Source organism: Streptomyces sp. NBC_01433 (genome assembly GCF_026340105.1).
Lineage (GTDB): Bacteria > Actinomycetota > Actinomycetes > Streptomycetales > Streptomycetaceae > Streptomyces.
In genome coordinates this window covers 155,211-179,251 of sequence record NZ_JAPEPM010000002.1, presented here as the reverse complement: position 1 = coordinate 179,251, position 24,041 = coordinate 155,211, and the positions used below count along the sequence as shown (strand labels likewise).

Annotated in this window: 18 protein-coding genes and 2 pseudogenes; 11 read left to right on the top strand and 9 right to left on the bottom strand. The window is 68.4% G+C overall.

Translation table 11 applies throughout. From position 1 onward, the window contains the following. Positions 1–59 precede the first annotated feature (59 nt). Complete coding sequence (locus OG413_RS28475; RefSeq protein WP_266810664.1) at positions 60–191, bottom strand: SapB/AmfS family lanthipeptide; 132 nt, start codon at positions 189–191, stop codon at positions 60–62. A gap of 44 nt (positions 192–235) precedes the next feature. Then, positions 236–2,843, bottom strand: a pseudogene (lanKC, locus tag OG413_RS28470) (class III lanthionine synthetase LanKC); the annotation flags it as partial. A gap of 875 nt (positions 2,844–3,718) precedes the next feature. Here lanKC and OG413_RS28465 point away from each other — a divergent pair. Next, positions 3,719–3,967 (top strand): hypothetical protein, encoded by a 249-nt coding sequence (locus OG413_RS28465; protein WP_266810662.1) that lies wholly within the window; start codon positions 3,719–3,721, stop codon positions 3,965–3,967. A gap of 226 nt (positions 3,968–4,193) precedes the next feature. Here OG413_RS28465 and OG413_RS28460 read toward each other — a convergent pair whose 3' ends face one another. The 3 genes from OG413_RS28460 to OG413_RS28450 all read right to left on the bottom strand — a co-directional run bounded on the left by OG413_RS28460 (position 4,194) and on the right by OG413_RS28450 (position 6,476). Next, positions 4,194–5,699, bottom strand: coding sequence for an AarF/ABC1/UbiB kinase family protein (locus OG413_RS28460; RefSeq protein WP_266810660.1), 1,506 nt, complete (start codon positions 5,697–5,699; stop codon positions 4,194–4,196). Between the two features lie 113 nt (positions 5,700–5,812). Then, on the bottom strand, positions 5,813–6,067 hold the full coding sequence (locus OG413_RS28455) for a polyhydroxyalkanoate synthesis regulator DNA-binding domain-containing protein (RefSeq protein ID WP_266810659.1): 255 nt from the start codon (positions 6,065–6,067) through the stop codon (positions 5,813–5,815). A gap of 67 nt (positions 6,068–6,134) precedes the next feature. Continuing rightward, on the bottom strand, positions 6,135–6,476 hold the full coding sequence (locus tag OG413_RS28450; RefSeq protein ID WP_266810657.1) for a hypothetical protein: 342 nt from the start codon (positions 6,474–6,476) through the stop codon (positions 6,135–6,137). A gap of 678 nt (positions 6,477–7,154) precedes the next feature. On the opposite strand from OG413_RS28450, the gene ispG reads away from it, so the two are divergent. The 3 genes from ispG to OG413_RS28435 all read left to right on the top strand — a co-directional run bounded on the left by ispG (position 7,155) and on the right by OG413_RS28435 (position 10,751). Next, positions 7,155–8,294 (top strand): flavodoxin-dependent (E)-4-hydroxy-3-methylbut-2-enyl-diphosphate synthase, encoded by a 1,140-nt coding sequence (gene ispG / locus OG413_RS28445; RefSeq protein ID WP_266810655.1) that lies wholly within the window; start codon positions 7,155–7,157, stop codon positions 8,292–8,294. Further along, on the top strand, positions 8,291–9,373 hold the full coding sequence (locus OG413_RS28440; RefSeq protein WP_266810653.1) for a polyprenyl synthetase family protein: 1,083 nt from the start codon (positions 8,291–8,293) through the stop codon (positions 9,371–9,373). The genes ispG and OG413_RS28440 overlap by 4 nt, the downstream gene beginning before the upstream one ends. Before the next feature lie 280 nt (positions 9,374–9,653). Continuing rightward, positions 9,654–10,751, top strand: a complete 1,098-nt coding sequence (locus OG413_RS28435; protein ID WP_266810651.1) for a hypothetical protein — start codon at positions 9,654–9,656, stop codon at positions 10,749–10,751. A 184-nt stretch (positions 10,752–10,935) separates the two neighbouring features. On the opposite strand, the gene OG413_RS28430 is transcribed toward OG413_RS28435, so the two are convergent. Both OG413_RS28430 and OG413_RS28425 read right to left on the bottom strand, forming a co-directional pair. Then, positions 10,936–11,241 (bottom strand): hypothetical protein, encoded by a 306-nt coding sequence (locus OG413_RS28430; RefSeq protein WP_266810649.1) that lies wholly within the window; start codon positions 11,239–11,241, stop codon positions 10,936–10,938. Continuing rightward, a complete protein-coding gene (locus tag OG413_RS28425; protein ID WP_266810647.1) occupies positions 11,225–11,887 on the bottom strand; it encodes a TetR/AcrR family transcriptional regulator in 663 nt (220 codons plus the stop codon). The genes OG413_RS28430 and OG413_RS28425 overlap by 17 nt, the downstream gene beginning before the upstream one ends. A 194-nt stretch (positions 11,888–12,081) precedes the next feature. Between OG413_RS28425 and OG413_RS28420 the strand changes: the two genes are divergently transcribed. The 3 genes and pseudogenes from OG413_RS28420 to OG413_RS28410 all read left to right on the top strand — a co-directional run bounded on the left by OG413_RS28420 (position 12,082) and on the right by OG413_RS28410 (position 15,398). Continuing rightward, positions 12,082–13,239: a serine hydrolase gene (locus OG413_RS28420; protein ID WP_266810645.1), complete on the top strand. Its 1,158-nt coding sequence runs from the start codon at positions 12,082–12,084 to the stop codon at positions 13,237–13,239. Positions 13,240–13,750: 511 nt separating this feature from the next. Further along, positions 13,751–14,229, top strand: a pseudogene (locus OG413_RS28415) (hypothetical protein). Positions 14,230–14,585: 356 nt separating this feature from the next. Continuing rightward, positions 14,586–15,398, top strand: a complete 813-nt coding sequence (locus OG413_RS28410; protein WP_266810643.1) for a phytanoyl-CoA dioxygenase family protein — start codon at positions 14,586–14,588, stop codon at positions 15,396–15,398. 335 nt (positions 15,399–15,733) lie between these two features. Here the strand turns inward: OG413_RS28410 and OG413_RS28405 are convergent, their stop codons facing one another. Then, positions 15,734–16,108 carry a hypothetical protein gene (locus OG413_RS28405; protein WP_266810641.1) on the bottom strand — a complete coding sequence of 125 codons (375 nt, stop codon included), beginning with the start codon at positions 16,106–16,108 and terminating at the stop codon, positions 15,734–15,736. Positions 16,109–16,894: 786 nt separating this feature from the next. On the opposite strand from OG413_RS28405, the gene OG413_RS28400 reads away from it, so the two are divergent. Then, positions 16,895–17,758 carry an immunity 49 family protein gene (locus OG413_RS28400; RefSeq protein WP_266813130.1) on the top strand — a complete coding sequence of 288 codons (864 nt, stop codon included), beginning with the start codon at positions 16,895–16,897 and terminating at the stop codon, positions 17,756–17,758. Positions 17,759–17,865: 107 nt separating this feature from the next. After that, positions 17,866–18,183, top strand: coding sequence for a transposase (locus OG413_RS28395; protein ID WP_266810640.1), 318 nt, complete (start codon positions 17,866–17,868; stop codon positions 18,181–18,183). Between the two features lie 11 nt (positions 18,184–18,194). Here the strand turns inward: OG413_RS28395 and OG413_RS28390 are convergent, their stop codons facing one another. Beyond that, positions 18,195–19,958 (bottom strand): hypothetical protein, encoded by a 1,764-nt coding sequence (locus OG413_RS28390; RefSeq protein ID WP_266810638.1) that lies wholly within the window; start codon positions 19,956–19,958, stop codon positions 18,195–18,197. Positions 19,959–20,305: 347 nt separating this feature from the next. Here OG413_RS28390 and OG413_RS28385 point away from each other — a divergent pair, with 347 nt between their 5' ends. Together OG413_RS28385 and OG413_RS28380 are read left to right on the top strand one after the other, a co-directional pair. Continuing rightward, a complete protein-coding gene (locus tag OG413_RS28385) occupies positions 20,306–21,130 on the top strand; it encodes a xanthine dehydrogenase family protein subunit M (RefSeq protein WP_266813128.1) in 825 nt (274 codons plus the stop codon). Next, positions 21,127–23,916, top strand: coding sequence for a molybdopterin-dependent oxidoreductase (locus OG413_RS28380; protein WP_266810636.1), 2,790 nt, complete (start codon positions 21,127–21,129; stop codon positions 23,914–23,916). Before OG413_RS28385 ends, OG413_RS28380 begins: the two co-directional genes overlap by 4 nt. The last annotated feature ends 125 nt before the right edge of the window (positions 23,917–24,041 follow it).

The window sequence follows — 24,041 nt, the reverse complement described above, 5'->3', positions numbered from 1 at the left end:
CGGCACCCGCAGCCGCCCGGTCCGCCGGTGGGATCACCGGCGGACCGGACGGCCTGGCACTACGGGGTGCAGAGGGTCACGCTGAGCGAGCTGTGCTCGCAGATCAGCAGTGAGACCTGGCTGCCCGTGGCGAGCTCGCCGAAGGCCTCGTCGGCCGGGGTCTCCATCGCCTGAAGGTCGAGAAGTGCCATGATGATGTCCTTTCTCGGGACTGTTGTGTCGGCGTGTACTGCGACGACCCCTGATGGGGCCGGTCCTTGGGGCCGCTAACGCGGCGAGGTGTGCCGCGCGAGCGGCAGGAAGGGAAGCGTGGCCGGTTGCCCGAGTGCGCCGCCCAGAGCGAGCAGGCACCCGGCGGTTCCGGTGGCCAGGTCCATCGACAGGCGCATCAACTGCTCGCCGGGAAAGGCGAGTTCACCCTCGTACGACATGGCGTGGCTTTCCAGCAGGTCGGTGTGAAGGCGGATCGCCCGCGCACGGTCCGGAGCTTCCAGGAGTGGCGTGGCCGCCAGGTGGGCGAGCAGTCCGGCCGATCCGCGCAGGAGTCCGGGCTGGATGTAGAAGGTGGACAGCGCGGCCGGGAGCAGGTCGCGGCCCGCGGTCTCCAGTGCGGGGTCGGGGCGGTGGGCGAGGTAGGCGTCGATGACGGCCGCGATGCCGATGCTGCCCGAGGCGAGGTACGGCATCAGCCGTTTCCCCTCCACGACGAGCAGTCCGCCGCCGTCGCCCGCCCGGCACCGTTCGAGATCACGACGCAGCGCGGCGGCGGCCAGGTCGAGCAGGGCGGTGTCGCCGGTCGTCCCGTACCGGTGGATGAGCAGCAGGGCGATGCCGGTCGCGCCGTGCATGAGGCCGGTGCGGGGTGACGGGGGGTCCTCCACGAGCGCGCGGACGGCAAGGGCGGTGCAGCGGTCCGCCGCGGCGGCGAGGGCCGGGCCGTCGACGGCGGCGGTACGGGCCATGTCGCCGAGGGCGAGCGCGATACCGGCGTAACCGCTGTGCAGGCCGGCCGGCAGTCCCTCCAGGGGCTGTTCGAGAACGACCCGGACCAGGTCGGCGGCTTCCGCCGGATGGCCGATCCGGTTCAGGGTCCAGGCGATGCCGGTGAGTCCGTCGTAGAAGCCGAGCGGGGTGCCGGAGGCCGGGTCCTTGACCCGGCGCAGCAGCCAGTCGACGGCGGGCTCGCACTGCCGGGCGCCCGTCTCGTGCAGCGCGTAGAGCACTCCGGCGGCCCCGTAGCCGAACGACTGGCCGCCCGCCGCCGTGGCGAACTGCGCGATGTCGCCGGGGAAACACCGGTCCTCGCGCTCCGGTGTGCAGGAGGCCGCGATGGCGCGGGCCATCGAGTCGCGGCTGCGCGGCCAGTCCCCGGGCGCGGGCGGGCGCCGGTCCGGTTCCGCGGGCCCCGCCGGATCGCCCGTGGTGCGCAGGATCTCCTCCACCGCAGGGCGCAGCAGTTGCTCGCTGACAGGGAAGACGCGGGCCGCGTTCCGGGCGAGGCCGACGGCCTTGGTGCGGTCGAGGGCGAAGAGCGTGGTGAGCGGCAGGTGGAGTGCGAGCCGCAGGCATGCCAGCGCGTAGCGGTCGATGTCGGTGCCGCGCCGGTCGGTGGGGGCGACGAAGGCCGGGTTGGCGACGATCTGGCGGGCCCGTTCCTCGGTCCGGGACGCGGCCTCGAAGTCCAGGAGCACGATGCGGGAAGTCTCCTCGTCGACCATGACGTTGCTCATGTGCAGGTCGCTGATGACGATGCCACGTGCGTGCACCGCCTCGACGGCACGCTCCACCTGGTCGTACACCCGTTCCGCCCACGCGACGTGCTCTGCGAGCTGCTCGCCTGTGGGATTCCGCCGGGACAGCGGGAAGCGGTGGGCGAAGACCGTGTTGAGCGGGGAGCCGGGAACGTACTGGAGCACCAGGAAGTGGTGGTCGCCGACCTCGAACACGTCCCGGACAGCCGGTACGCAGTCCAGGCCCGCCAGTTGTTCCAGCGCGGTCCGTTCGCGTATGAGCCGGGTGACGGCGTCGGCTCCGTCGGCCGCCAGCCCGGCGTACGGGCGGGCCTCCTTGAGAACGACCTGCTCACCGCTGCGGGTGTCCCGACCGAGGTAGACGCCGCCGCCGTTGGAGAAATGGAGGGCCTTCTCCACGGTGTACGGCAGCCCCGTGAGACCGACCGAAGCCCGTGCTTCGAGGTAGGGGTGCAGGAAGTCGGGCGGTGTCACCCAGCCGGGGACGCGGAAGGACGGCCCCCGTTCGTCGGGGACGAGACGGCCCTGCGGGTCCGCGACGGCGGGGACCGGCCGCCCGTCGGGTCCGGGGCAGAATCGGGCGGCGAACGCCCCGTACCGCGTGTGCACGGGTCCGTCTCCGCACCGCAGATCACTGAGGATGTACGGGCCGTGCTCCCCGGCCAGGAGTTCCGTCAGCGCGGCGCACACCTCCGGAAACCGTTCCGGCGTGGGCGGATACACGGTGATGAACTTGCCGCTGCCCGCCCGGTCGGCGTACTTGGCGTTGCGCAGGTGCAACAGCCTGGGCGTCGGTACGCACTTGAAAGGCAGCCGCCGCGCCAGACAGTGCTCGACGACCCTGCGCAGCACCGATTCGGCGTTGTCCATGGCGGCGGACACATGGATCTTCCAGCCCTGTGCGGGCAGCCGGATGTCCGAGGGGGCGTAGGAGAGCCAGTCCCCGCGCCGCGAGCGGCTCCACCCCTCGGGAGCGTCGCCACGGACCGGTACATAGAACGTGCGGTCCTCTTCCGGCCGGGAGACCGAGCGGTGCGGTGCGTCGTAGAAGTGGCGGTCCGCCTGGCAGTACGCGGCGTACTCCGGATTCACGCACGTTCCCCTCGCTCAGTTCTTTCCTGGCGAGAGAGAAGTTGTCACAACGACAGTAGGCGCCAATAGTCACCATTGTCATGACTCACACGTGCGTACGAGATATGCGAAGCGCACTGTACTTCGGTGCACGCGCTACTGCGGACGCCGCGCGCAGGTCTGCGGCGCCGTGCGAACGGCCTGGTCCCGGCGCAGGTCCGCGTCCTGGGGGGCGGCCTCGCTCCTCGGGCCGCATCGGTCCCGGCGTCAGTCCGCGGTGCGCATCGGGAGTCGCGCGCGTCCGTCCGGTAATGGAGCGCGGAGCGTCCCGTCCGACGGAGCTTCCCGACGGGAGCTTTCCGCAGCTCGGAGGCGGTTTCGCGTGATGAGGAGCCGCGCAGCCAAGCGTGCTGCAGCCGCGTTGTGCGAGCACGGCTTGCAGGATTGGCCGGACAGGGCCTCATAGGGCTTTGTTACATCTCTGGGTAAGTGGTCGTTCTGGTGGTTTCCTGTCGATATAGGGATGGATGGGATCGCGTCGTGGCGTGGCCGGTGGACACGGTTCGCACGAGGTTGGCCCGCCGGGCGGTGGCGGTGGTGCGGCCGCAGGCGGGTGGTGGACGGCACCGGGTTCCCGCCGGACGGCACGTCCTCGGCCGGGGTGCATGGGCGGTACTCGGGCACCGCCCAAGCCCTGGGCGGGAGGGACCGACCGCTGAGGTCCAATGGCCCACTCTCGATCGGGCCGCTGCCTGCCGGCGGTTTTGTGTTCTCGTGTTCGGATGGTGGGGGACGATGTCTCTGTGATCAACGGGGATGTTTCATTACGCTTGGCGGCCAGGCGTGGCCGTCGTATTGCTCAGCTCGCTGACGCGGCCGCGGGATGGGGCAGACAGGTGCCGGAGGATCCGGGTATCGCCGAGCTGGCCGATCTCCTCGAAGCGGCTGCCGCCGATGTTCCCGCTCGGACCGGCGAGTCCGGGAACGCCGCCAGGACCCTTCTGGCCGCGGCGGTGGAGGACCTGAGGGCGGCTGCCCGGCTCGGCGGTCTGCTTCCCGCGGTGACCCTGTGGCACTTGCACCGCGCCAGGGATCAGGAACGCGCCGCGCACCAACACCTGCACCCCCGGGCGCCGACACGATGAGCAGACGGTGCGCCGCCCGCCCCGATCCCCTCCAGGCCGCCCGGCGACTCGACCGTCCGAACCGCTGAGGCGTGCGCCTCCGGGCGGGGCGGGCCGCAGAGCGACGGCGGCGCCGGGGTGGGTGCGGTTGCGGGAAGCCGGGTCACACCCCTGTTGATCTGCGGAGTTCTGTACCGGACGGGCGGTGGGGAAGCGCTGTTGTGAGGTATCCGGCGACGATTCGCGGTTACCTTCTGCGGCTGCTCCAGATGATGGCGGCGGCCAGGATGAGGGCCGCGCGTGTGTGGTGCGTGTGGGTCGAGGGCCGACCGCGGCCGGCTACGGCTCCGTTTGCCGCAGTCGGCGGGGTGGTGGGGGAGCGGTCCGCGAGGTTGCGGAGGATCTCGCGTCCCTGCTGAAGGCTTCCGGGAGCGGCGATCATGAGTTCGAGCGCGATACGGGCGGCTTGCTGTTCGGAGAGGGTCTCCTGGGCGAGGCCGAACATGATGGTGCGCAGGTTCTCCTCGAAGACGTCCGTGATGGACAGTTCGGGGCACAGGTAGCGGACGGATCCTTCGAGGTTGGCGAAGGATTTTCCGAGGAGGGCGATGACGGGGCTGGACTGGATACCGCGCCGGGTGGCGTGGGTGAGGACGGCGGTGAGGGTGACGCCGAAGTTGAGTTCCTCCAGTGAGGCGGAGGTGACCTTCGGGACAAGGGCGGCCATGTCGGTGCGGAATCCCGCCAGGTCGGCCCAGGGCGTGGGGTGCCCCATCTCGGTCCAGGTTTTCGCCAGGCCGGTGCCGTCGTTGGCGGCCACGTTGAGCAGGGCCAGGACGAGGCTTCTGCTGACGTTGGCCTCCACGCGGCCGACCATGCCCCAGTCGATCAGATGGGCCGGGTGCCCGGGGGCGACGAAGATGTTCCCCGGGTGGGGATCGGCGTGGAAGTAACGGTCGAGGAAGAACCCCCGGAACATGAACGCCATCAGGTCGCGTCCGATACCGGTGCGCTCGTCGGCCGTGAACTCCCGGGGGTCGGCGGCGTGGACCGATGTGCCGGGGGCGAGAGCCTGCACCAGGACCCGCCGGGTGGGATCCAGCAGGACGAGGGGGACGGTCAGGTGCTTGAAGTCTTCGGTCAGGCGGCCGGCTGTGCGCATGTGGGCGGCCTCCTTGCGGAAGTCGCACTCGCCCTCCATGGCGTCGAAGAGCACCCCGAGCATGGCCGGCAGGTCGATCACGGCGGTGAACCGGGGCGCGGCCCTGGCGATCAGACGGGCGGTCCGGCGCAGGACGGCCATGTCCTGGGCCATGACCTGCTCGACGCCGGGGCGCTGGATCTTCACCGCGGCCGGTGTGCCGTCGGCCAGTACGGCGCGGTAGACCTGGGCCAGCGACGCCGCCCCCAGCGGCGTATCGGTATCGATCTCGCGGAACAGCCGCGGCCACCGGGCCCCGAAGTCCTGGGCCAGGACCGGCTCGAACACCTCGAACGGCGCCGGAGTGACCTGGTCGTGGAGGCGGCCGAACTCCTCAATCATCGCCGGGGGCACGAAATCGGGGCGGGTGGAGAGCATCTGCCCGGCCTTGATGTAGAACGGCCCCAATGACTGCAACGCCTCACGCACCGTCCGGGCGTGTTCCCGCGCCTTCTCGCCGGTATCCGCACCGCCTCCGCGTCTGGACCGGCGCGCTTCCTCCACGAGCAGACGGCCCAGCACACCGGCTACATACCGGGCGCGAGTTGACACACAGCCTCCCAAGACAGCCACGCACGCCGGCACCAGGGAACCACCGTTCGTCGCGGACGGTTCGCAGCAACCGGCCCCGGCGGCGCGCGGGACGCCCGTCCGCCGTCTCGCGGCTACACGTTCCACCCGGGAGAGGAGCCGTTGCCGACCACGTCGAACGGAGGTTGCACCGTGCCCGACGACCGGTCGGCTGCCCGAGCCGCCCCGGGCACGGCCGGGGCGAAAGCGGTGAGGAGCACCTCGGCGAGGACCTGGAAGGTGCACTCGACTCCGCTCTCGCTTTCCCTGACCCGGAAACGACGCCCGCACCGCACATCGCCTGCCAGCCCTTCCAGGGTGACCGGCCGCCGCGTGAGTGTGTCGAACAACCGTCCGCCGTCCGTTCGGACGAGGAAGTGTTCTACGTCCGTGCCCCGCCCGTCTCGGCCGATGCGGTCATCCATGTGCCACCGGGGACCGGCTGTCGGCCGGATCAGCCGACGGCTTCTGTGCGGGCTGCGGGGTCCCGGCCAGGCGGTCGATCTTCTTGTGCAGCGCGACCAGCTCCGCGTACACCCGGGCAAGCTCCTCGGCTTGGGCCTGCGCGTGCCGGGCGCTCTCACGGGTGACGGCGGTGTCCTTGGCCTCTTCTTCCCCCAAGAGGGCGACGACCGTCTCCCTGGCCTTTCCGTCCACTCGCGCGAAGCAGTCGAGGAGGCCGTAGGCGCCGTCCCTGGCGCCGTCCATGACGGTGCCGGCGAATTTGATGATGCCGTGACGCGGCCAGGACTTGCTCATGGGAGGCTGCTCCTTCTGCTCGGATCCGCCGTACACGGCGACTCTGAAAAGGGTGTTCGTCGGCCTCTTCGAGTGCACGCCAGTCCGGGGGCCGTGGCAACCCCGCGGACGGGGCGTGCGGGAGCACGCCCGGTGTCGTACACGATCGTCCGCCGGAACAGGCTCCGTGCGCGACGCGTAGCCGACGTCCCGGATCACCTGGGTCCATGGGACCTCACCAGGCCGTGGGCGGCCCCCGGGCCGGGTTGTGGGCAGCGATCCGGGGGCGGTTATGGAGCCTTGCGCGGGCGGACGGACGATTCACGGCGGGTGAGCGGGGCGGGATCCGCGCGCCGGGGCGTATGCGTCAGGCAAGTGCTTGCGTCAAAGGCGGCTTCTCACTCTCTTCCCGGGGGAGTGGGGCTGAGCGATCCTGCGACGAGATGGACGAATGTGCCGGGGCTGGAACGGCTGACCGCAGGATCGTTGCCGAGAGGGAGTCTGGTGTCGTGTGGCCACTGTCGTGCTCTCCTCCCCGCTGCCTGGCCGTTGCCGGCGGCAGCGGACGGTTCCGCCACGTCGCGTGCTCTCGATCCGCCCCGGTCCGAGCTGTCCGCCTCACGGATCGCCTGCGCGGTCCTGCGTGCCCGGGCCGACGAACCCCGCCCGACCCGACCGCTTCTCCGACGGGAGTACGGCATGACCGCCGTCGACCTGCCCCAGCTCACCGTTCCCCAGGCCGCACCCGACCCCCCGCGCCGCCGCCGGACCCGTCAGGTGCGGGTCGGTGATGTCCTCGTCGGCGATGGCGCACCGGTCACCGTCCAGTCCATGACCACCACTCCCACCGCCGATGTCGACGCCACTCTGCGGCAGATCGCCGAACTCACCGCCGCCGGATGCGACATCGTCCGTGTGGCCGTGCCCTCCCAGGACGACGCCGACGCCCTGCCGCGGATCGTCGCGAAGTCGAAGCTCCCCGTCATCGCCGACATCCATTTCCAGCCCAAGTACGTCTTCCAGGCGATCGACGCCGGCTGCGCGGCGGTGCGCGTGAACCCCGGCAACATCAGGAAGTTCGACGACAAGGTTCGCGAGATCGCCGCGTCCGCCTCGGCCGCGGCGATTCCGATCCGGATCGGCGTCAATGCCGGATCCCTCGACCAACGGTTGCTGACGAAGCACGGAGCGGCCACCCCGGAAGCCCTGGCACAGTCGGCGCTGTGGGAGTGCACGCTGTTCGAGGAGCACGGCTTCACCGACATCAAGATCAGTGTGAAGCACCACGACCCCTTGACGACGATCGCCGCCTACCAGCTGCTCGCGGCCCAGTGCGACTACCCCCTCCATCTGGGAGTGACGGAGGCCGGGCCGCCGCCGCAGGGCACCATCAAATCCGCCACCGCCTTCGCGATCCTGCTGAACAAGGGCATCGGCGACACCATCCGCGTCTCCCTGACCGCGCCGCCCGTGGAGGAGGTCACCGCCGGCATCCAGATCCTGCAGGCCCTCGGCCTGCGCCCCCGACAGCTGGAAATCGTCTCCTGCCCCTCCTGCGGCCGGGCCCAGGTCGACGTCTACCGGCTCACCGCCAAGGTCCAGGCCGCCTTCGACGGATTCCCCCACCCCCTGCGCGTCGCGGTCATGGGCTGCGTCGTCAACGGCCCCGGCGAGGCCCGCGAAGCCGACATCGGTGTCTCCTGCGGTAATGGCAAAGGCCAGATATTCATCCACGGCCGAGTCATCAGAACGGTGCCCGAATCGCAGATAGTCGAGGCACTCCTCGAAGAAGCCCTGCACATCACCGACCCCGCCGGCACCCCGGACGGCACCCCGTGACCGCCCTGACCGCGCCACCCTCCGCCCCCCTGGACCCGGACGGCATCCGTGCGGCCGTCGACGCCGTGCTGTACGCCTTCCTCGACGAACAGGAACAAGCAGCCCCCGACCTGCTGCCGGAACTCGCCCTGTTCACCGGAACGCTCCGAACCATGCTCGCCGCCGGCGGCAAACGTATCCGCCCCCTCCTGTGCGTCACCGGCTGGGCGGCGATCACCGACCAGCCACCGCCCCCCGTCGTCTGGCGGACAGCGGCCTCCCTGGAACTGTTCCACGCCTTCGCCCTCGTCCACGACGACATCATGGACAACTCCGACACCCGCCGAGGCCGGCCCACCGCCCACCGCGCCCTGGCAGCCCACCACCAAAACCGCCCGGACGCCGACGCCCTGGGAGTGAACACCGCCATCCTGCTGGGAGACCTCGCCCTCGGCTGGTCCTATGAACTCCTCCGCACCCACGACGTCCCCGCCACCCGGCTGGACCGGACACGGAAGCTGCTGAACGCGCTCCGCACCGAGACCCTGACCGGCCAGTACCTGGACCTGACCGCGACAGGGATCCCGACGGCCGACGCGGACACGGCCTGGCGCATCATCCGCTACAAGACAGCGAAGTACACCGTCGAGCGTCCCCTGCAACTGGGCGCCACCCTGGCCGGCGCCGACCCCGCCCGATTACAGTCCCTGTCCTTGTACGCGATCCCGCTCGGTGAGGCGTTCCAGCTCCGCGACGACCTCCTCGGCGTCTTCGGCGACCCTGCCCGGACCGGCAAGTCCAACCTGGAGGATCTGCGCGAGGGCAAGCACACCGTTCTGACCGCCACGGCCCTCGGCACGGCGACGCCCGCCCAGCAGCAGACCCTGAACAGCCTGCTCGGTGATCCCGCCCTCGACCAGGCCGCGGCCGACACGCTGCGAGCGGTACTGACCGCCACCGGGGCACCGGCAGCCGTCGAACGGATGATCACCGACCGGGTCCACATCGCCCAACGGGCCCTGGAGGAAAGCGCCCTGCGGACCCCGGCCACCACAGCACTGAGCCGCCTCGCCGCCTCCACAGCCACCCGCGCATCCTGACAAAGGGGCCATCAGGACACGACAGCCCGGAACATCGCCCACCCGCTCGGGCTGAACCCGAGATCCCACTCGGCGACCTCGCACCCGGCCGGCCCTCGCGCACGCCCGTACCACCCGACCGTCGCATCGGGCGGGCCGGACTGCTGCGGCCGCCGTCGAAGGTGCTGCGCCGACCCCGGCGGCCTGTCCTGAGTCTCACCACCGGCAACCCCATACCGGGGCGTCATACGGGCCCGCAGGAACGCCACCCTCATCACTCCACACCACGACGGAGAGTGCCATGCACATGATTCCGGACACGACCGCCCCGCGACTGCTTCATCTGCCGCCGCTGTACTGCCCCATCGACGCGGCCATCCACCCCGAGCACGCCACCATCGACCGCGACGCCCAGGTCTGGCTCGACCGCTACCGCCTCTACACCAGTGACATCGACCGGGCCTGGGTCATCGCACGAAACTACGCAGAAGCGATGACCCGCATCTATCCCGAAGGCATCACCGACCGCGTCGCACTCACCGCCCGATGGCTGCACTGGATCTTCTACGTCGACGACGTCCGCATGGAAACCGCCACCACCCCCGACAAGCTCGCTTCGACGATCGTCCTCACCAGCCACCTGCTCCGCGTCATGGAGTCCCCGGCCACCGAACCCTCGGCAGATCAGACCGGCCCGGTCGCCGCGCTGCAGTCACTCATGGCCTCGGTGCAAGCCGTCGCCACCCCGACCCAGCACTACCGGTTCGTCGAGGCCCACCGCAAATGGTTCCACGCCATCCTGTGGGGCATGGCCAGCCCCGCCCTCGCCGGCCTGGACGAGTTTCTCCACCAGCGGATGCTGAACGCCGGCGGCGCCGCCAGCATGTGCTGGTCGGAAATCACCACCGGCGAGGAGATCCCCGGCGCCGAATTCCACTCTCCCGCCATGCGCGCACTCCAGGAATCGTCCTTCCTGTTGATGGCCCTCGACAATGACCTGCTCTCCTACAACCGCGAACTGTTCATCGACGGAACCAAGCTCAATATCGTGATGCTGCTCGCCCAACTGAACAACTGCCCGCCCGAGCAGGCCGTCCAGCAGGCCGTGGCCCTGCGAGACCGCCTGACGACACTGTTCCTGAGCCTGCGCGAGCAGGAACAGCCCAAGCTGAGCGCCCCAGGGAGGGCCTACGTCGGGGATCTCGCCTACGCCATCCGCTCCAACCTCGACTGGGGCTCGAATTCCCCCCGCTACACCGCCGTGACCCCGCGCACCCAGCTGCCCCCGCCGAACCCCGCCCCCATCCCGCTGACACTCACCGACCGCCCCAGCGACCCCAGCACCGAACCCCTGCCCTGCCCCTCGATCGCGTGGTGGTGGCAGCAACTGCGCACGTGACAGGCCCCGGGAAACCCTGTCCCCGCCCTGCGCTACACCGCAGGGCGGGGACAGGGTGCGGTGGTCCACAGCGGGCTGTCGGGTATCCCCACTCGTGTGTGGACTCAGCCGTGTGCCGGACCATACGTCCGCCTCGTCGTCGGTCGGCTGCGACGCGCGCCAGTTGGTTGTTCTGTGGGTGTTGCTATTCGGCGAGTGAGGTGCGTGAGGTGTGGGTGGTGATGTGGATGTATTGGACGTCGAGTTGGTTGGCGATGTTGTCGAGGACGTCGGCGAGGGAGCGGACGGTCACGGGTTCGAGGCTGATTCCCGGTCCGTTTTCCGTGGCCAGTACGGGAGTGCCGTCGTGGGCGCCGGCCTGCCAGGAGCGGGCGATGGACCGCAGGAGCGCGGTGACGTGTTCCGCGGGAACGGTCAGGCGCCCGTCGGGCTCGACATCGACCTCAGGTGCCGCGAGCCGCGCCTCGTGTCCCTCATCCGGGGAGCTCATGCCGTCCATTCGATGCCGGTCTTGGTGAGGGCGTTGCCGTACTGCCGACCCGGGTGGAGCGGTCCAGGAGGCGTACGGCGAAGTCGATGGCGCGGTCCGCTCGTGCGCGGTCTCCGGAGACGAGGAGATCGAGCTGCAGGCCCCGGACCTGCGCGAGGACAAGGGTGGACAAGGCGGAGGCGTCCTCGGGCGGCCAGCCGTCCGCAGCAAGCCTGTTGGCGATGATCTCAATCCAGTTGTGGACGATCGCCCGGGAGAGTTCCTCGTCCTCCCCGGACTTCTCCCCGTGATGGCCGACGAATTCGAAGAGAAGGAGGAACTGCCGCTGCTCCTGCGGTTCGCACAGCCGGCGCCATACCGCCCTGACGAGTTCGGCCGTCGAGTGCGCCTCACGGAGTTCCACGTCCGACATCAGCCATGCGGCCAGATCCGTGCGGACCTTCTCCGCGACGGCCAGGAGCAGTGCGTCCTTCGAGGAGAAGTGTCGTAGCAGTGTCGCGTGGGTGACGCCGAGCGCCTGCGCCACGGGACGCAGGGACAGGCCGCTGACGCCGTGTTCAAGGACGTACTCGGTCGCCGCGGCCAGCAACTCCGGCCGCCGGTGCTGGAACCGGAGGGTGCGCCCGTCTACGTGGGGCGTACTCATCGCTGCCTTCCCCTGCTCTGTAGTCATTGGAAAAGTAACAGTACCACTCGGTTGTCCTAACCGAATGGTACTGCTAATTTCTGGGTATCGCAGCCGGCCCTCCGGCCCCAGGGCGAGCCCACCCCAGCAGTGCTGTCGGCCCCGCCCACTCCTCTTCCTCCTTCCGAATCCCTCGCTCCACCCGAAGGACGACAATGACTGTTCAGAAGCGCATGACCTTGGCCGACCTCGGCCTCTTCACCGGCGCGCCGCAGCACGAGCACTTCTGCCGGATGAAGGACCTCCTCGACACCCGCGAGATGGCCCCCTCCACACACCCTCACGTCTGGCCACGCGGTGAGACGACCCCCCTGCCGGAGACCTACGATTTCGACGGCACCTCACGGCCGACCGACGAGTTCCTGGCCGGCACCGACACGTCGGCGCTGCTCGTGCTCGTCGACGGGGCCATCAGGCGCGAGAGTTACTTCCTGACCGGTGGCCCGGACGTGCGGTGGCTGTCCATGTCGGTCTCCAAGAGCTTCGTCTCCGCGCTCGTCGGTATAGCGGTCGCCGAAGGGCACATCGCGAGCATCGACGAGCCCATCAGCTCCTACGTGCCGGTGCGGGCCGGTTCCGCGTACGACGGTGTGTCCATCAGGGACGTGCTCCAGATGTCCTCCGGCGCCCGGTGGAACGAGGACTACAACGACCCGGCCTCCGACATCTTCCAGCTCACCGCCGCGACCTCGGGCATCGGCGGCACGCTCGACGACTTCGTCGCCCACATGGTGTGCGAGAGCGGGCCCGGCACCGTCTGCCGCTACAACTCCGGTGAGACGCAGATACTCGGCGCCCTGGTGGCCTGGTCCACCAACCGCACGGTCGCCGACTACATGCACGAGAAGCTGTGCGAGCCGCTCGGCATGACGTCGGCGGGCTACTGGCTACTGGACCCTGCCGGGAGGGAACTCGCCTTCGGAGGGCTCAACCTGACCACCCGCGACTTCGCCAGGCTCGGAGAGCTGTACCGCAACGAGGGTATGTGGCAGGGCCGGCAGATCGTGCCTGCGCAGTGGGTGCGCCACTCGGTCACCGCGACCGCACCGCATCTTCGACCCGGCCGCCCTCTTGTCGGCAGCCAGCAAGTCGATGTCGGCTACGGCTACCAGTGGTGGATCTTGGCGGGAGACCGTGGAGAGTTCAACGCGGTCGGCGTCTACAACCAGTTCATCTACGTCGATCCGGTCAGCCGGACCACCATCGTGAAGCTCTCCGCCAACCGCCGGTACGGGACGTCCCCGGGCGAAGCCACCAGCGGCGAGGAGGAGACCATCGCATTCCTGCGCGCGGTCGCCCGGCACGGCCACTGACCCGCGATGGAACGCGCGTGCTGTGCCGTGTGTGAGGGGATGGCGGAGCGGGTTTCCACGCGGTGCCCGGCGGGCTTGGCGAGAACGTCACCACCCGCAGCAGCAGTCGGCCCTGCCCAACGCCGACGGTGTGCGGCTGCTGGGCGTGCCACTGGCGGCCGAGACTCAGGTCGACAGCGGACGTCACGCCACCGCCCGCTGCCACGCCTCAAGGCCGACCAGGGCTGACGTCGGCCCGGAATCCACACGTTCACCACCGGCCTGGAGAAGGACTGGAACGCGGTCGTCCGCGTCCTGATCACCTGCTGAACTCCGGTCCGGTGGAAGGCCGGGGCAACCACATCAAGATGATCGAGCGCCAGATGTCCGGCCGCGCCGAACTCCCGACTCTCCGCGAGCGCGCCCTCCTCACCGCCACCCGCCCACCGGCAGAGCCAGTAGCCGCCGGACAGGTCCGGTGATCTTGAGGGGACATAGATTGAGTCCCTCGACGACCCGGCGGGAGTACGCCATGGAGATCACCGTTCAGTGGATACGGACGTCCTGGACGAAGGAGTGTCCCGGGGAGGGCAGGCGGCCTCGCGCAGGAACGCGGCGCCGATCGGCTTCGCTCTCCCGCCTGCTGAGACCGCCACCACCGCACACGCGATCCGCATGCATGAGCGTGACGGCTTCGATCCCTTCAGCACCCAGGAAGACCGCGGCAAAGTCGATGTCCAGCTCCGGGAAGCCGACGGTCGACTGCGGGTCTTTCCCCGAGTCCAGCCCATGTTTGCCCTGCCGCCCAGGCCGCGACGGCCCCCGGCAGTGCGGCTCGCCCCCGGCCAGTGGGTGCGCCGGCAGCTCAACTACCGCTTCAGCAGTGCTCTGGGGATCCGCGGCTGGTCGTAGTGGCTGGACACCTTCAACATCGCCTACGGCCCGGTGAACGTCGGCGTGTTCCTGTCCACGCCCACCATGTTCATCGACGAACAAGGAAAGCTCCGATAACCCTGCCCTCTTTTCACTTTGACCACGGTTCCAGATGACGTTGCGTCACCAAGACCGAACCCCGTTGATCGTCCTCACGGAGTTTGTGCCTGATCCCGCAAGTGGTCGAAAAAGCCAATGCCGTCGGTCGAGTAGTGATCGAGGCGGCCGAGTTCGCGGATGGTGGCGGCGTTCTCGGTGGCCACGGCGAAGACGAGGACGCTGAGTGTTCGTCCGTCGTCGGCAATGTGGTCCTGTGACCGCAGGGCGGTTGCATCCGGTCTCAGAGGGGGCAGGAAGGGGTTCGGTGAACACCCGACAAAAGCGGTGCGGAGAATGTCGGGTGACCCGGACCGGTGTCGCCGCACGATGGGGGCATGGACGACACGACCTTGGTATCCCGATTCCTCCGCGACGGCTTCGTGAAGTTGGAGGGTGCCGTCGCGCCGCGCGTGGCCGCGGACTGCGCGCGGCTGCTGTGGCGAGAGACAGGCTGTGACCCGGACGATCCAGCGACGTGGACGCAGCCCGTGCGCTGGGTGGCCGGCATGGCGCAGGGACCGTTCGCCGCCGCACCCAACTCCCCTTACCTGCAGCGCGCGTACGACCTGCTCGTCGGCGAGGGACGCTGGGAGCCGCGCTACTCGCTGGGCACGTTCCCGCTGCGCTTCCCGCACGAGGAGGAGCCGGGCGACGCGGGCTGGCACATCGAGGGGAGCTATCTGCCGGAGGGCGAGAGCTGGTACTTCACAAATCTGCGCTCCCGGGGCCGGGCGCTGCTGATGCTGTTCCTGTTCAGCGAGGTCGGTGAGGAGGACGCCCCGACCCGGATCCGGGTCGGCTCACACCTCGACGTACCGAAGGTGCTGGAGAAGTACGGGGAGGACGGGGCGAGCGGGTTGACCCTTGCGCCCGATCTGGTGGCGGCGTCCGACCACCGGCCACTCGCCCTCGCCACCGGGTCCCCGGGCGACGTCTTCCTGTGCCATCCGTTCCTGGTGCACGCGGCGCAACCGCACCATGGGGTGCGGCCGCGCTTCATGGCCCAGCCGCCGCTGATGCCGGCCACGCCGTACGAACTGGAGAGGGCCGACGGCGCGTACTCACCCGTGGAGATCGCGATCCGTCGCGGTCTGGGACAGGACACCCCCGGTCCGGACGGAGACGGCACCCACCGCAGCGCCGGGTAGGCAGGCTTCATCCGGTCCTGGTGCTCCAGCCGGACTTCGGTGTATGTCCTGGTCAACGGCTTGAGTACCAGGTGCCAGTGGGCGTGGTGCCTTGCATATGAACGCCGAATCCGCCGCGGCTGCCGTGTCCCGACCATGACACCCCGGTCGGTATCCAGCTGCCGACGTCTGACGCCGACCCGCCCAGGCTGAAGGGCGATGGGTCCGTGTCCCCAGCCCACGCACGGTGATCCACTTCGGGCGGCGCGGAAGCCCCGGTCCTTGTCCCGACGGGAGGCCGTCGTCCTGAAGCGAGTGGGGGAACGTGCGATGCGGGCTCGGATTTCGCGGCGAGGTCAGATGTCGGAATCGGATGCCGGGCGCGGGGCCGGGCCGGCGCGGGCCACGCGGCGTATGCCCAGCGCTGTTGAGGCATGGATGCCCGCCGTGCCGCCGTGTACCTCAAGCCGGTCGTCCGCGTCGTCCCATATGCCCGCGAAGACGTACTGGCCGCCCACCCTCATTGCCGGAACTCCTGGGTCCGGGAGCTCCTTGCCGGATTCCAGGAAGGCGTTCGTGTTGACTTCGACTCTTCCGCCGGCGTCGCCTTTGAATGACCGTTCGACCTCGACGAGCCATTGCTGTTCCACGTCGCCGTTGTCATCGGTGCGCTGCTGGCCGGTCTTGCTGATGACCGTGCAGTGGAAGAGGAGTTGAGCGGCGTGTGCCACGTACTCGTCCCCGGACAGGCCGGGGATGAGAAGTGACTCCGACTGGCTGGCCCGGACAGGGCCTTCAGTGCCTGCCAGGCTGAGGTACGCGCCGTACCCGCCGCGGACATGACGGCGGTGGCCGATGCCATCACAACGATTCCCCGACTGATTCGCATCTTATCCCCAGAGTTTATGGTAGGCGTTGCGGTCATACCCAGTGATCTCTTTTCCTGGCCTTTGCGGCAAAGGCCGAGCGCGTGACTGAACTTGTGTGCGACTGCTGCCTTTCTCTAGTAGTCGGAGGCGCAGTCTCCATGGCCATCCAGGTAATGCTTGTTGAGATAAATTTATCCGTCGCACCTATATTGCCGTGGCGTTCCCATATTGCGAGTGCGTCGTCGGCCTTCTTCTTGTCTTCCCAGTGCAGGTCTTGCTGGTCAGGGCGTCGTCTGGTGCGACTTTCACCTTGTCCAGACGGTAGTTCGAGGTGTGCCAGCGGGACTGTGCCCACGTGCGCGCCTTGTCGTACTTCGTTGCCTCGGTCCACCTGACTTCCTGGTCATCGACGGACGAGTACGACTTCGAGTCCCCGACGGCTGTGTGCCGCAGCTGCGCCTCTTCGCCGAGAAGGCGTGGCAGATCGCGTACTGGCAGTGTCCGAGGCCGCTGATAGCGTGCCGCCTCCAGCCAAAGGATCATGAGAGGACTGCAGTCGTGCAGGAAGTGGCGCGCGACGAGGCCAGCGGATGGCTCATCACCGAAGCAGTCGCGGGGATCGGCACACGAGCTCACGGGCGGTGGCACATGATGCGCTACAACGATCCGGCCCCGGAGAAGATGCTGGAGCTACGTGACGAGCTCCTCGACCACGTCGCCGCTCGCACTACGGAGGATCGCCCGCTAGATGAAGACTTCAGCGAGGTGCTGCGGACCGCGGCGGAATGCACGCTGGGGGCGCTGAGCGTCGGCTGTTTCCCCGGAGGTGACCAGGAAATCGAATTCCCGCTCATCGACAAGAAGCTCACCAGCGAGACGATTGATTTCGAAGGCGTCGTCGATACGGCGCCCACCGCCAGGACCTGGATCGACACGTTCGAGGTGTGCCTGGTCAGCGGCATGATGTGGGAGTGGCAGCGGGTGATCGGTCTGTTGCTGCGGAGCGACTACGCTCCCGCGATCCACGACGGGGTGCCGTACTCCAAGCGGAACACGCCATCAGAGCCGGCGGACCTCGCGGCGATGGACGCACTGTGCGTCTACCTGGCCGAGGCACGCGGGGGCCTGCCCAGGGACTGGCCCACCGTCACCCTCCGCAAACCGGGCCCCGACGAGCGCATCGAAGCGACCCGGAAACTGGACACAGCCGGGGCCCTGACACCGGACCAGCACCTCCTTCGCATACTTCTCGACGACGACCAGCCGGCCTTCGAGCAGGCTCTCGTGGCCCGGCTCGTCGAGCACCGGGAGAGCACGGGGCCCGATCCCGTACCCAGAACGCTGCTGCCCCTCGGGGCTCTTGCCCTGGCCGCCCTCGCCGTTCAGGTGCACGGATGGGAGCTGGGCGTCCGCTCCGGCTATCTCCCGCCCGGCCTGCTCGGCTCCCCGGACGCGCTGCAACGAGCCGCAGGCGTCGGCGTGAACAACTTGGGCCACTGGCACGCCAAGTAGGCGGCTCTTGTCCCGCATGAGTTCGTCGATCTGGGTGGAGCTCTCCCCTCCCCGGATCCAGGACACCTGGAGACTGGGATCTGAGGTTCCAGAAGAAATAGTGCCAGGTGGGAAGCGAGTACACGAAGTGGTACTCGGATGAGTACAAGCAAGACGCGATCGAGCGCGTGGAGTCGTCGGGCCGGACGGTGACCGAGGTTGCCCGGGAACGCGGGGTCAGTTCGGAGTCCCTGCGGGGCGGGGTGAAGAAAGAAGAGATCGGCACCCGTTGCTGGCCAGACCGGGCCAACGCCCGCGGCGGCATCTTCGATTTCGTCGAGACCTTCTGCAACAGACGCTTCCTGCGCGAGGACATCCACGGGGGCTACCTCACGCCCCATGAGACTCGCCCGCGCCACCGGCAAGATCAAACCCTCACCGCGTAACAACAACGTGTTCAGGAGCACGGGGAAACGTCAGTTGCCGGTGGGCCGGGTGTGGGGCCGTAGCGCGCGTAATAGTCCCGGAGGAGTCCGGACTCCTCCAGCACTGTGTCGGCCCAGGCAGGATCCAGCCCGGGTTGGGCGGGTCGGGTGGCGATGGTGCAGGCGCCCGTCAGCATGCCCGCGTAGACGAGGTCGGAGTGAAGGTTGCTGATGCTGTCCGTCTCGTGGAAGTTGACGGGACGGCCGTCTGCCAGCACGGTGACATCCACGCCTCCGGTGAGCGAATGGGTGCGGGACGAGGTGCCGCTCATCGGGTGCTTAGTGGGGCCGTGGGCAGCGAGGGATTCGAGTGCGGGAAGGTCGAATTCGGTGTCGCGGCTGCTGACGCTTGCCAGGTATACCGGACCTCTGAGGGCTTTGAACTCTTGGGTCGACATGCTGGTATGTCCGGTAGCCCCCAGGACGAGGAGGGGCTCATGACGGGCGGGCAGGGTGCCTAGGTCCTGTGCGGTGACGTAACCACTCTCATGAGCGTCGATGAGGCGGAGGATGTCGGAGTCGTGGACGGCGACCCGCATTCGGCGCTGCGTCAGGAGCACGGCAATCTGGGCCCCCACATTGCCATAGCCGATCACCAGTGCGGGCTGCCCTTCGATCTTCAGGACGGGCAGCAGTTCCAGCGCGGTGGACACCGCCTTTTGTGCGATCCAATATGACTCGATGCGGCTCTTGAGCCGAGACTGGGCCACTGAGAATACCGGGTAGGGCAGTTCTGCTTCACGGCCGCGGAGCTGGTAGATCCCGGCCATGGTCTGCTCCACGGCTCCCACCCAGTTCGCCGCCTCATCCGGTGTCAGCGACCCGTCGCGGATCTGGTCCAGCAGCGGCGGTGTGATGTAGCCGCCGTCATCCAGCGCGAGGCAGCGCAAACCCTCCCGGCGGGCGTAAGCCGTGTGTTTCCTGACTGCTCGGGGATCGGTGCAGTCGGCGACACGCACCCCTTGCTCTTCGAGGTGGCCGTGCACACGGTGGCGCCATTGGTAGGCGTAGTCCTTGCGCAGGACCGTCATGGCCTCCAGCGGTGCCCCCAACTCGGCCAGGCAGCCCACGAGATGGATCAGGTCGGTCAGAAAGTGCCCAGCGAGCAGCACCGCGACCCCCGCGAGGGGCTGGTTGTCACGCAGCCGCTCAACGGCGGAGTTCATCAGCGGCTGCTCACCGGCAATCCGCGCCACTTCCGGTACGGAGAAGGGCTGACGGTGCCAGATTTCCGACCAACGGTCGAGGGAAGCCGTCGGCGGTGCCCCTGATCGGCCGGATAGTCGCAGGGTGAGGCGCAACAGGGGCGAGGCGGCGGAGTCGCTCCGCATCTCGGTGGATACGAACATCATGGCGTTCAGGCCCGGTTCGAGCCGCGCGGTGAGTTCACCACCGACCTGGACCAGGGTGGCTTGTGGGCCTGCTGCGTCGCACAGCCGTCGGGCAGCGCGACGCAGCAGGCGGGGGCCGTCCTCGGGCGTGGCAGCGACTTCGACGGTCGTCGCCGCGAAGGGACCGAGGCCGTCCGTGGACCACGAAGTGCGATGGTATTCATTTCGGGTGGTCATAATTTTGAATTCTCGATCCGCTCGGCTTTCAATTCCACTCGTCGCGTGCGGCGGCAGCCGGTCGTTACAAAGCGCATGCAGGATTCTCGTATGACAATGGTGGGCTGATGTGAGCCCTATGCTAGGTGCCACTATGGAGGCATTTTTGACGGCATGGGGGCGGTGCATGGAATTTGAGGAATCCCGGCAATACTGGGCGCGGGATCGGGATAACGGCAAGGCTGAGGACGGTGAACTCTCGCGCTTCCACGTCCTACCCGTCAGCGGCACGCGATCATCGAAACCCGCGCATCGGCAAGCTCACATGCCGGTCGGACAAGGCGTGTCGGGCAGCCGTCGGACCTGCGTGGCCTCCGGTGCCACAGCACGCCAAGGGCAAACGACTCGGCGAACCGGCCGTGGTCAGCACTCAAGGTGTGGCAGCTGCCCCGTGCCGCAGCAGCAAACAGATCACCACCGTGGCGAAGGTCCTTTCCCTCTTCGTCACGCATCGACATGAGGGCGGCGGACAGCTCATGGATCTGAACACGGTTCTCGACGTGTGTGACGCACGCCGTCATGAGCTCTGGCGCTCGGGTGACGCCTGGCTCGGCGGCGGAACAGACCTCCTCTCGACACCTCAGCCGCAGCTGCGGCGCCTGGTGGATCTGAGCCGGATGGGCTGGGAGCCGATCCAGGTGTTGCCCGACGGCTCGGTGGAGATCGCGGCCACCTGTACGATCGCTCAGCTGTACCGCTTCGGGCGAACGCTCGACGCGGAGGCCGCCCCTTTGTTCGAGCAGTGCTGCCGGGCCTTCCTGGCCTCGTTCAAGATCTGGAACATGGCGACCGTCGGCGGAAATCTGTGCACCGCTCTGCCCGCAGGCCCGATGATCTCGCTCACTGCGGCACTCGACGGCATGTGCCTGCTCCAGGGCCAGGACGGTTCGGTCCGGCGGGTGAAGTCCGCGGACTTTGTCACCGGGGCCGGCCGCAGGGATCTCAGCGAGGGCGAGCTGTTGCGCTCAGTGACGCTTCCCGCTCACTCGCTGAGGTGTCGTACTGCCTTCCGGCAGGTCTCCCTGCACGGTCTCGGACGATCCGGCGCACTGGTCATCGGAACGCTCGACCCTTGGAACGGCGCACTGTTCTTCACCATCACGGCCGCGACCCGACGGCCATTCCGTTTTCGGTTCGCGCTGCCCCCCGGCCCAGCCGAGCTGCGCAGGGCGATCGCGACGACCGTGGGAGAGCCTGACTGGTTCGACGACATCCACGGGCTTCCCGAATGGCGACGGCACATGGTCTTTCGTCTCGCCGAGCAGATTCTTCAGGAACTCACCGAGGACGGTGCGCCGTGAGCTTCAGCCTCCACGTCAACGAGCAGCCCGTCGACTCTGAGCCCCGTCCCGGCCAGTGTCTGCGTACGTATCTACGCGAACTCGGTTGGTTCGGGGTGAAGAAGGGCTGCGACGCCGGTGATTGCGGGGCCTGTACGGTCCACGTGGACGGCGAGCCGGTGCACAGCTGCCTGTACCTGGCGGCGCGCGCCGAAGGCCGACACGTGACGACGGTCGAGGGTCTCGCGTCGCCGGAGGGTGAACTGCACCCGGTGCAGAAGAAGTTCCTCGACGCCCAAGGCTTCCAGTGCGGCTTCTGTACTGCCGGGTTCCTGATGACCACGGCCGCCCTGGAAGCTGAGCAGGGCACCGCGCACGACGACGGCAAGCTGGAAGACCTGGCGCGTGCGTTCAAGGGCAACATCTGCCGCTGCACGGGCTATCGCGCCATCGAGGACGCCGTGCGGGGCGTACGTCGCACCGAACGGCCCGCCGCGGGCGAGGCAGTTGGCAGGAGTCCGCGTGCTTCTGCGGGCCCGCAGGTCGTTACGGGGACCGCCCGCTACACCTTCGACGTGGACGTACCCGGGCTCCTCCACTTGAAGCTGCTGCGCTCCCCGCACCCGCACGCGCGGATCGTCTCCATCGGCACCTCTGATGCCCTGCGGGTGCCCGGGGTCCACGCCGTGCTCACCCACGAGGACGTCCCCGACACGCTCTACTCCAGCGCCCTGCAGGAGCCACCCACCCAGAACCCCCATGACACCCGCGTCCTCGACGGCACGGTCCGCTTTGTCGGCCAGCGCGTCGCCGCCGTCATCGCCGACAGCGAGTGCGCCGCCGAGGAGGGCTGTCGCCGGTTGGTGGTGACCTACGAGGAACTTCCCTACGTCATCGACCCCGAGGAGGCGATGGCCCCGGGCGCGCCCGCCATTCACGCGGGCAAGGGCCCCGAGGCGCGGATCGCGCGCGTCGGGAACAACGTGGCCGGTGAGGTGCACGGCGAGATCGGCCGGGTCGAGGACGGCTTCGCCGAGGCGGATGTCGTGTACGAAGAGACCTTCCGCACGCAGCGCGTCCAGCACGCCAGCCTGGAGACCCACGGCTGCGTCGCGTACTTCGAGCCGAAGAATGACGGCACCGGGGAACGTCTGACGGTCCGCTCGTCCACCCAGACCCCGTTCCTGACCCGGCAGGCCCTGTGCTCCCTGTACGGGCTGCCCGAAGACGGGGTCCGGGTGGTGGCAGGACACGTCGGCGGCAGCTTCGGTGGCAAGCAGGAAATGCTGACCGAGGACATCGTGGTCTTGGCTTCACTAAAACTGCACCGTCCGGTCAAGCTTGAGTACACCCGTGCCGAGCAGTTCTACGGTGCCACCACCAGTCACCCATTCACGATCGACATCAAACTGGGTGCGCGCTCCGACGGCACGCTCACCGCGATCCAGATGCGCGTGGTCTCGAACACCGGTGCTTACGGCAACCATGGCCCAGCCGTCATGTTCCACAGCGTTGACGAATCCTTCGCTGTGTACCGCGCCCCGCACAAGAAGGTCGACGCGTACTCGGTCTACACCAACGTCGTACCAGCGGGAGCCTTCCGCGGGTACGGTCTGAGCCAGGTCACCTTTGCCGTCGAGTCCGCCATGGATGAACTGGCGCGCCGACTCGGCATCGACCCGCTCGCCTTCCGCGAGAGGAATATCATCGGCCCCGGCGACCGCATGATCACCCCTGCCGGCGAGCAGGAGGACCTGCGCATCGCCTCCTACGGACTCGACCAGTGCCTGGCGGTCCTCCACAAGACCATCGCCGAGGACCGCAGCGCCAAGGACGCACCGGAAGGATGGCTGACCGGCCAGGGCGGCGCCATGGCGATGAGCGCCACCGGTCCGCCCGGCGGCCACTACGCCGACGCGACCGTCGGCCTTCGCGCCGACGGGACGTACGACATCGCCGTGGGCACGGCGGAATTCGGCAACGGCACCAGCACCGTCCACCAGCAGATCGCCGCCGACGCCCTCAGTACCACCGTGGACCGGATCGCCCTCCGCCAGTCCGACACCGATCTTGTCCGCCACGACACCGGCGCGTTCGGTTCAACCGGCACGGTCGTGGCCGGCAAGGCGGTCCTGCTCGCCGCGGACGCCCTTGCTGAACGCCTGACGAGTTTCGTGGCCCAGCACACGGGAGTGGCCCGCCACCGGTGCACGCTCGGGGCGGAGGGATTCGACTGTGCCGGCCTGACCGTCACACTGGAACAGCTCTATGAGGCGGCCCACGCCGCCGGTGCCCAGGACGAGGTGAAAGCACAAGGCCACTGGACCGGCAGCCCACGCTCGGTAGCGTTCAACGCTCAGTGGTTCCGCATCGCCGTTGATCCGGACACCGGCGAGATGAGGATTCTGCGCAGTGTCCATGCCGCTGATGCCGGCAAGGTGATGAACCCCCTTCAGTGCCGGGGGCAGATCGAGGGCGGGATCGCTCAGGCACTGGGGGCCACGCTCTTCGAGGTCGTACGTCTCGACGAGCGCGGTGAGGTGACCACAGCGGCCTTGCGAAGCTATCGCCTACCGCAGTATGCCGACGTGCCGCGCACCGAGGTCCACTTCATGGAGACCAATGACGCGATCGGCCCGCGCGGCGCCAAGTCGATGAGCGAGAGCCCCTTCATCCCGGTGGCTCCCGCCTTCGCCAATGCCCTGCGCGACGCCACCGGTATCCGGTTCACCGAACTGCCTCTCAGCCGCGACTACGTCTGGTTGGCCATCGACCAGCGGGCACATACCCGGGAAGTCTCGTCGTAACTGGATAGGTCTGTGACACTTGGTTCGATCTTCGTGTCCGGTTTGGTCTCGCCTTGGCTCGCCCTACCTTTTCAAGCGTGCGTCTGAGCCTGACTCTGTCGCGAACCCTCGCTTTCTCGCTTCAG

Excerpts from the sequence above, each read along its gene's own strand:
- OG413_RS28475 (WP_266810664.1), bottom strand. The coding sequence starts at position 191 with ATGGCACTTCTCGACCTTCAGGCGATGGAGACCCCGGCCGACGAGGCC.
- OG413_RS28450 (WP_266810657.1), bottom strand. The coding sequence starts at position 6,476 with ATGAGCAAGTCCTGGCCGCGTCACGGCATCATCAAATTCGCCGGCACC.
- ispG (WP_266810655.1), top strand. The coding sequence starts at position 7,155 with ATGACCGCCGTCGACCTGCCCCAGCTCACCGTTCCCCAGGCCGCACCC.
- OG413_RS28435 (WP_266810651.1), top strand. The coding sequence starts at position 9,654 with ATGCACATGATTCCGGACACGACCGCCCCGCGACTGCTTCATCTGCCG.
- OG413_RS28430 (WP_266810649.1), bottom strand. The coding sequence starts at position 11,241 with ATGAGCTCCCCGGATGAGGGACACGAGGCGCGGCTCGCGGCACCTGAG.
- OG413_RS28425 (WP_266810647.1), bottom strand. The coding sequence starts at position 11,887 with ATGAGTACGCCCCACGTAGACGGGCGCACCCTCCGGTTCCAGCACCGG.
- OG413_RS28420 (WP_266810645.1), top strand. The coding sequence starts at position 12,082 with ATGACTGTTCAGAAGCGCATGACCTTGGCCGACCTCGGCCTCTTCACC.
- OG413_RS28410 (WP_266810643.1), top strand. The coding sequence starts at position 14,586 with ATGGACGACACGACCTTGGTATCCCGATTCCTCCGCGACGGCTTCGTG.
- OG413_RS28400 (WP_266813130.1), top strand. The coding sequence starts at position 16,895 with ATGATGCGCTACAACGATCCGGCCCCGGAGAAGATGCTGGAGCTACGT.
- OG413_RS28390 (WP_266810638.1), bottom strand. The coding sequence starts at position 19,958 with ATGCACCGCCCCCATGCCGTCAAAAATGCCTCCATAGTGGCACCTAGC.
- OG413_RS28385 (WP_266813128.1), top strand. The coding sequence starts at position 20,306 with ATGGATCTGAACACGGTTCTCGACGTGTGTGACGCACGCCGTCATGAG.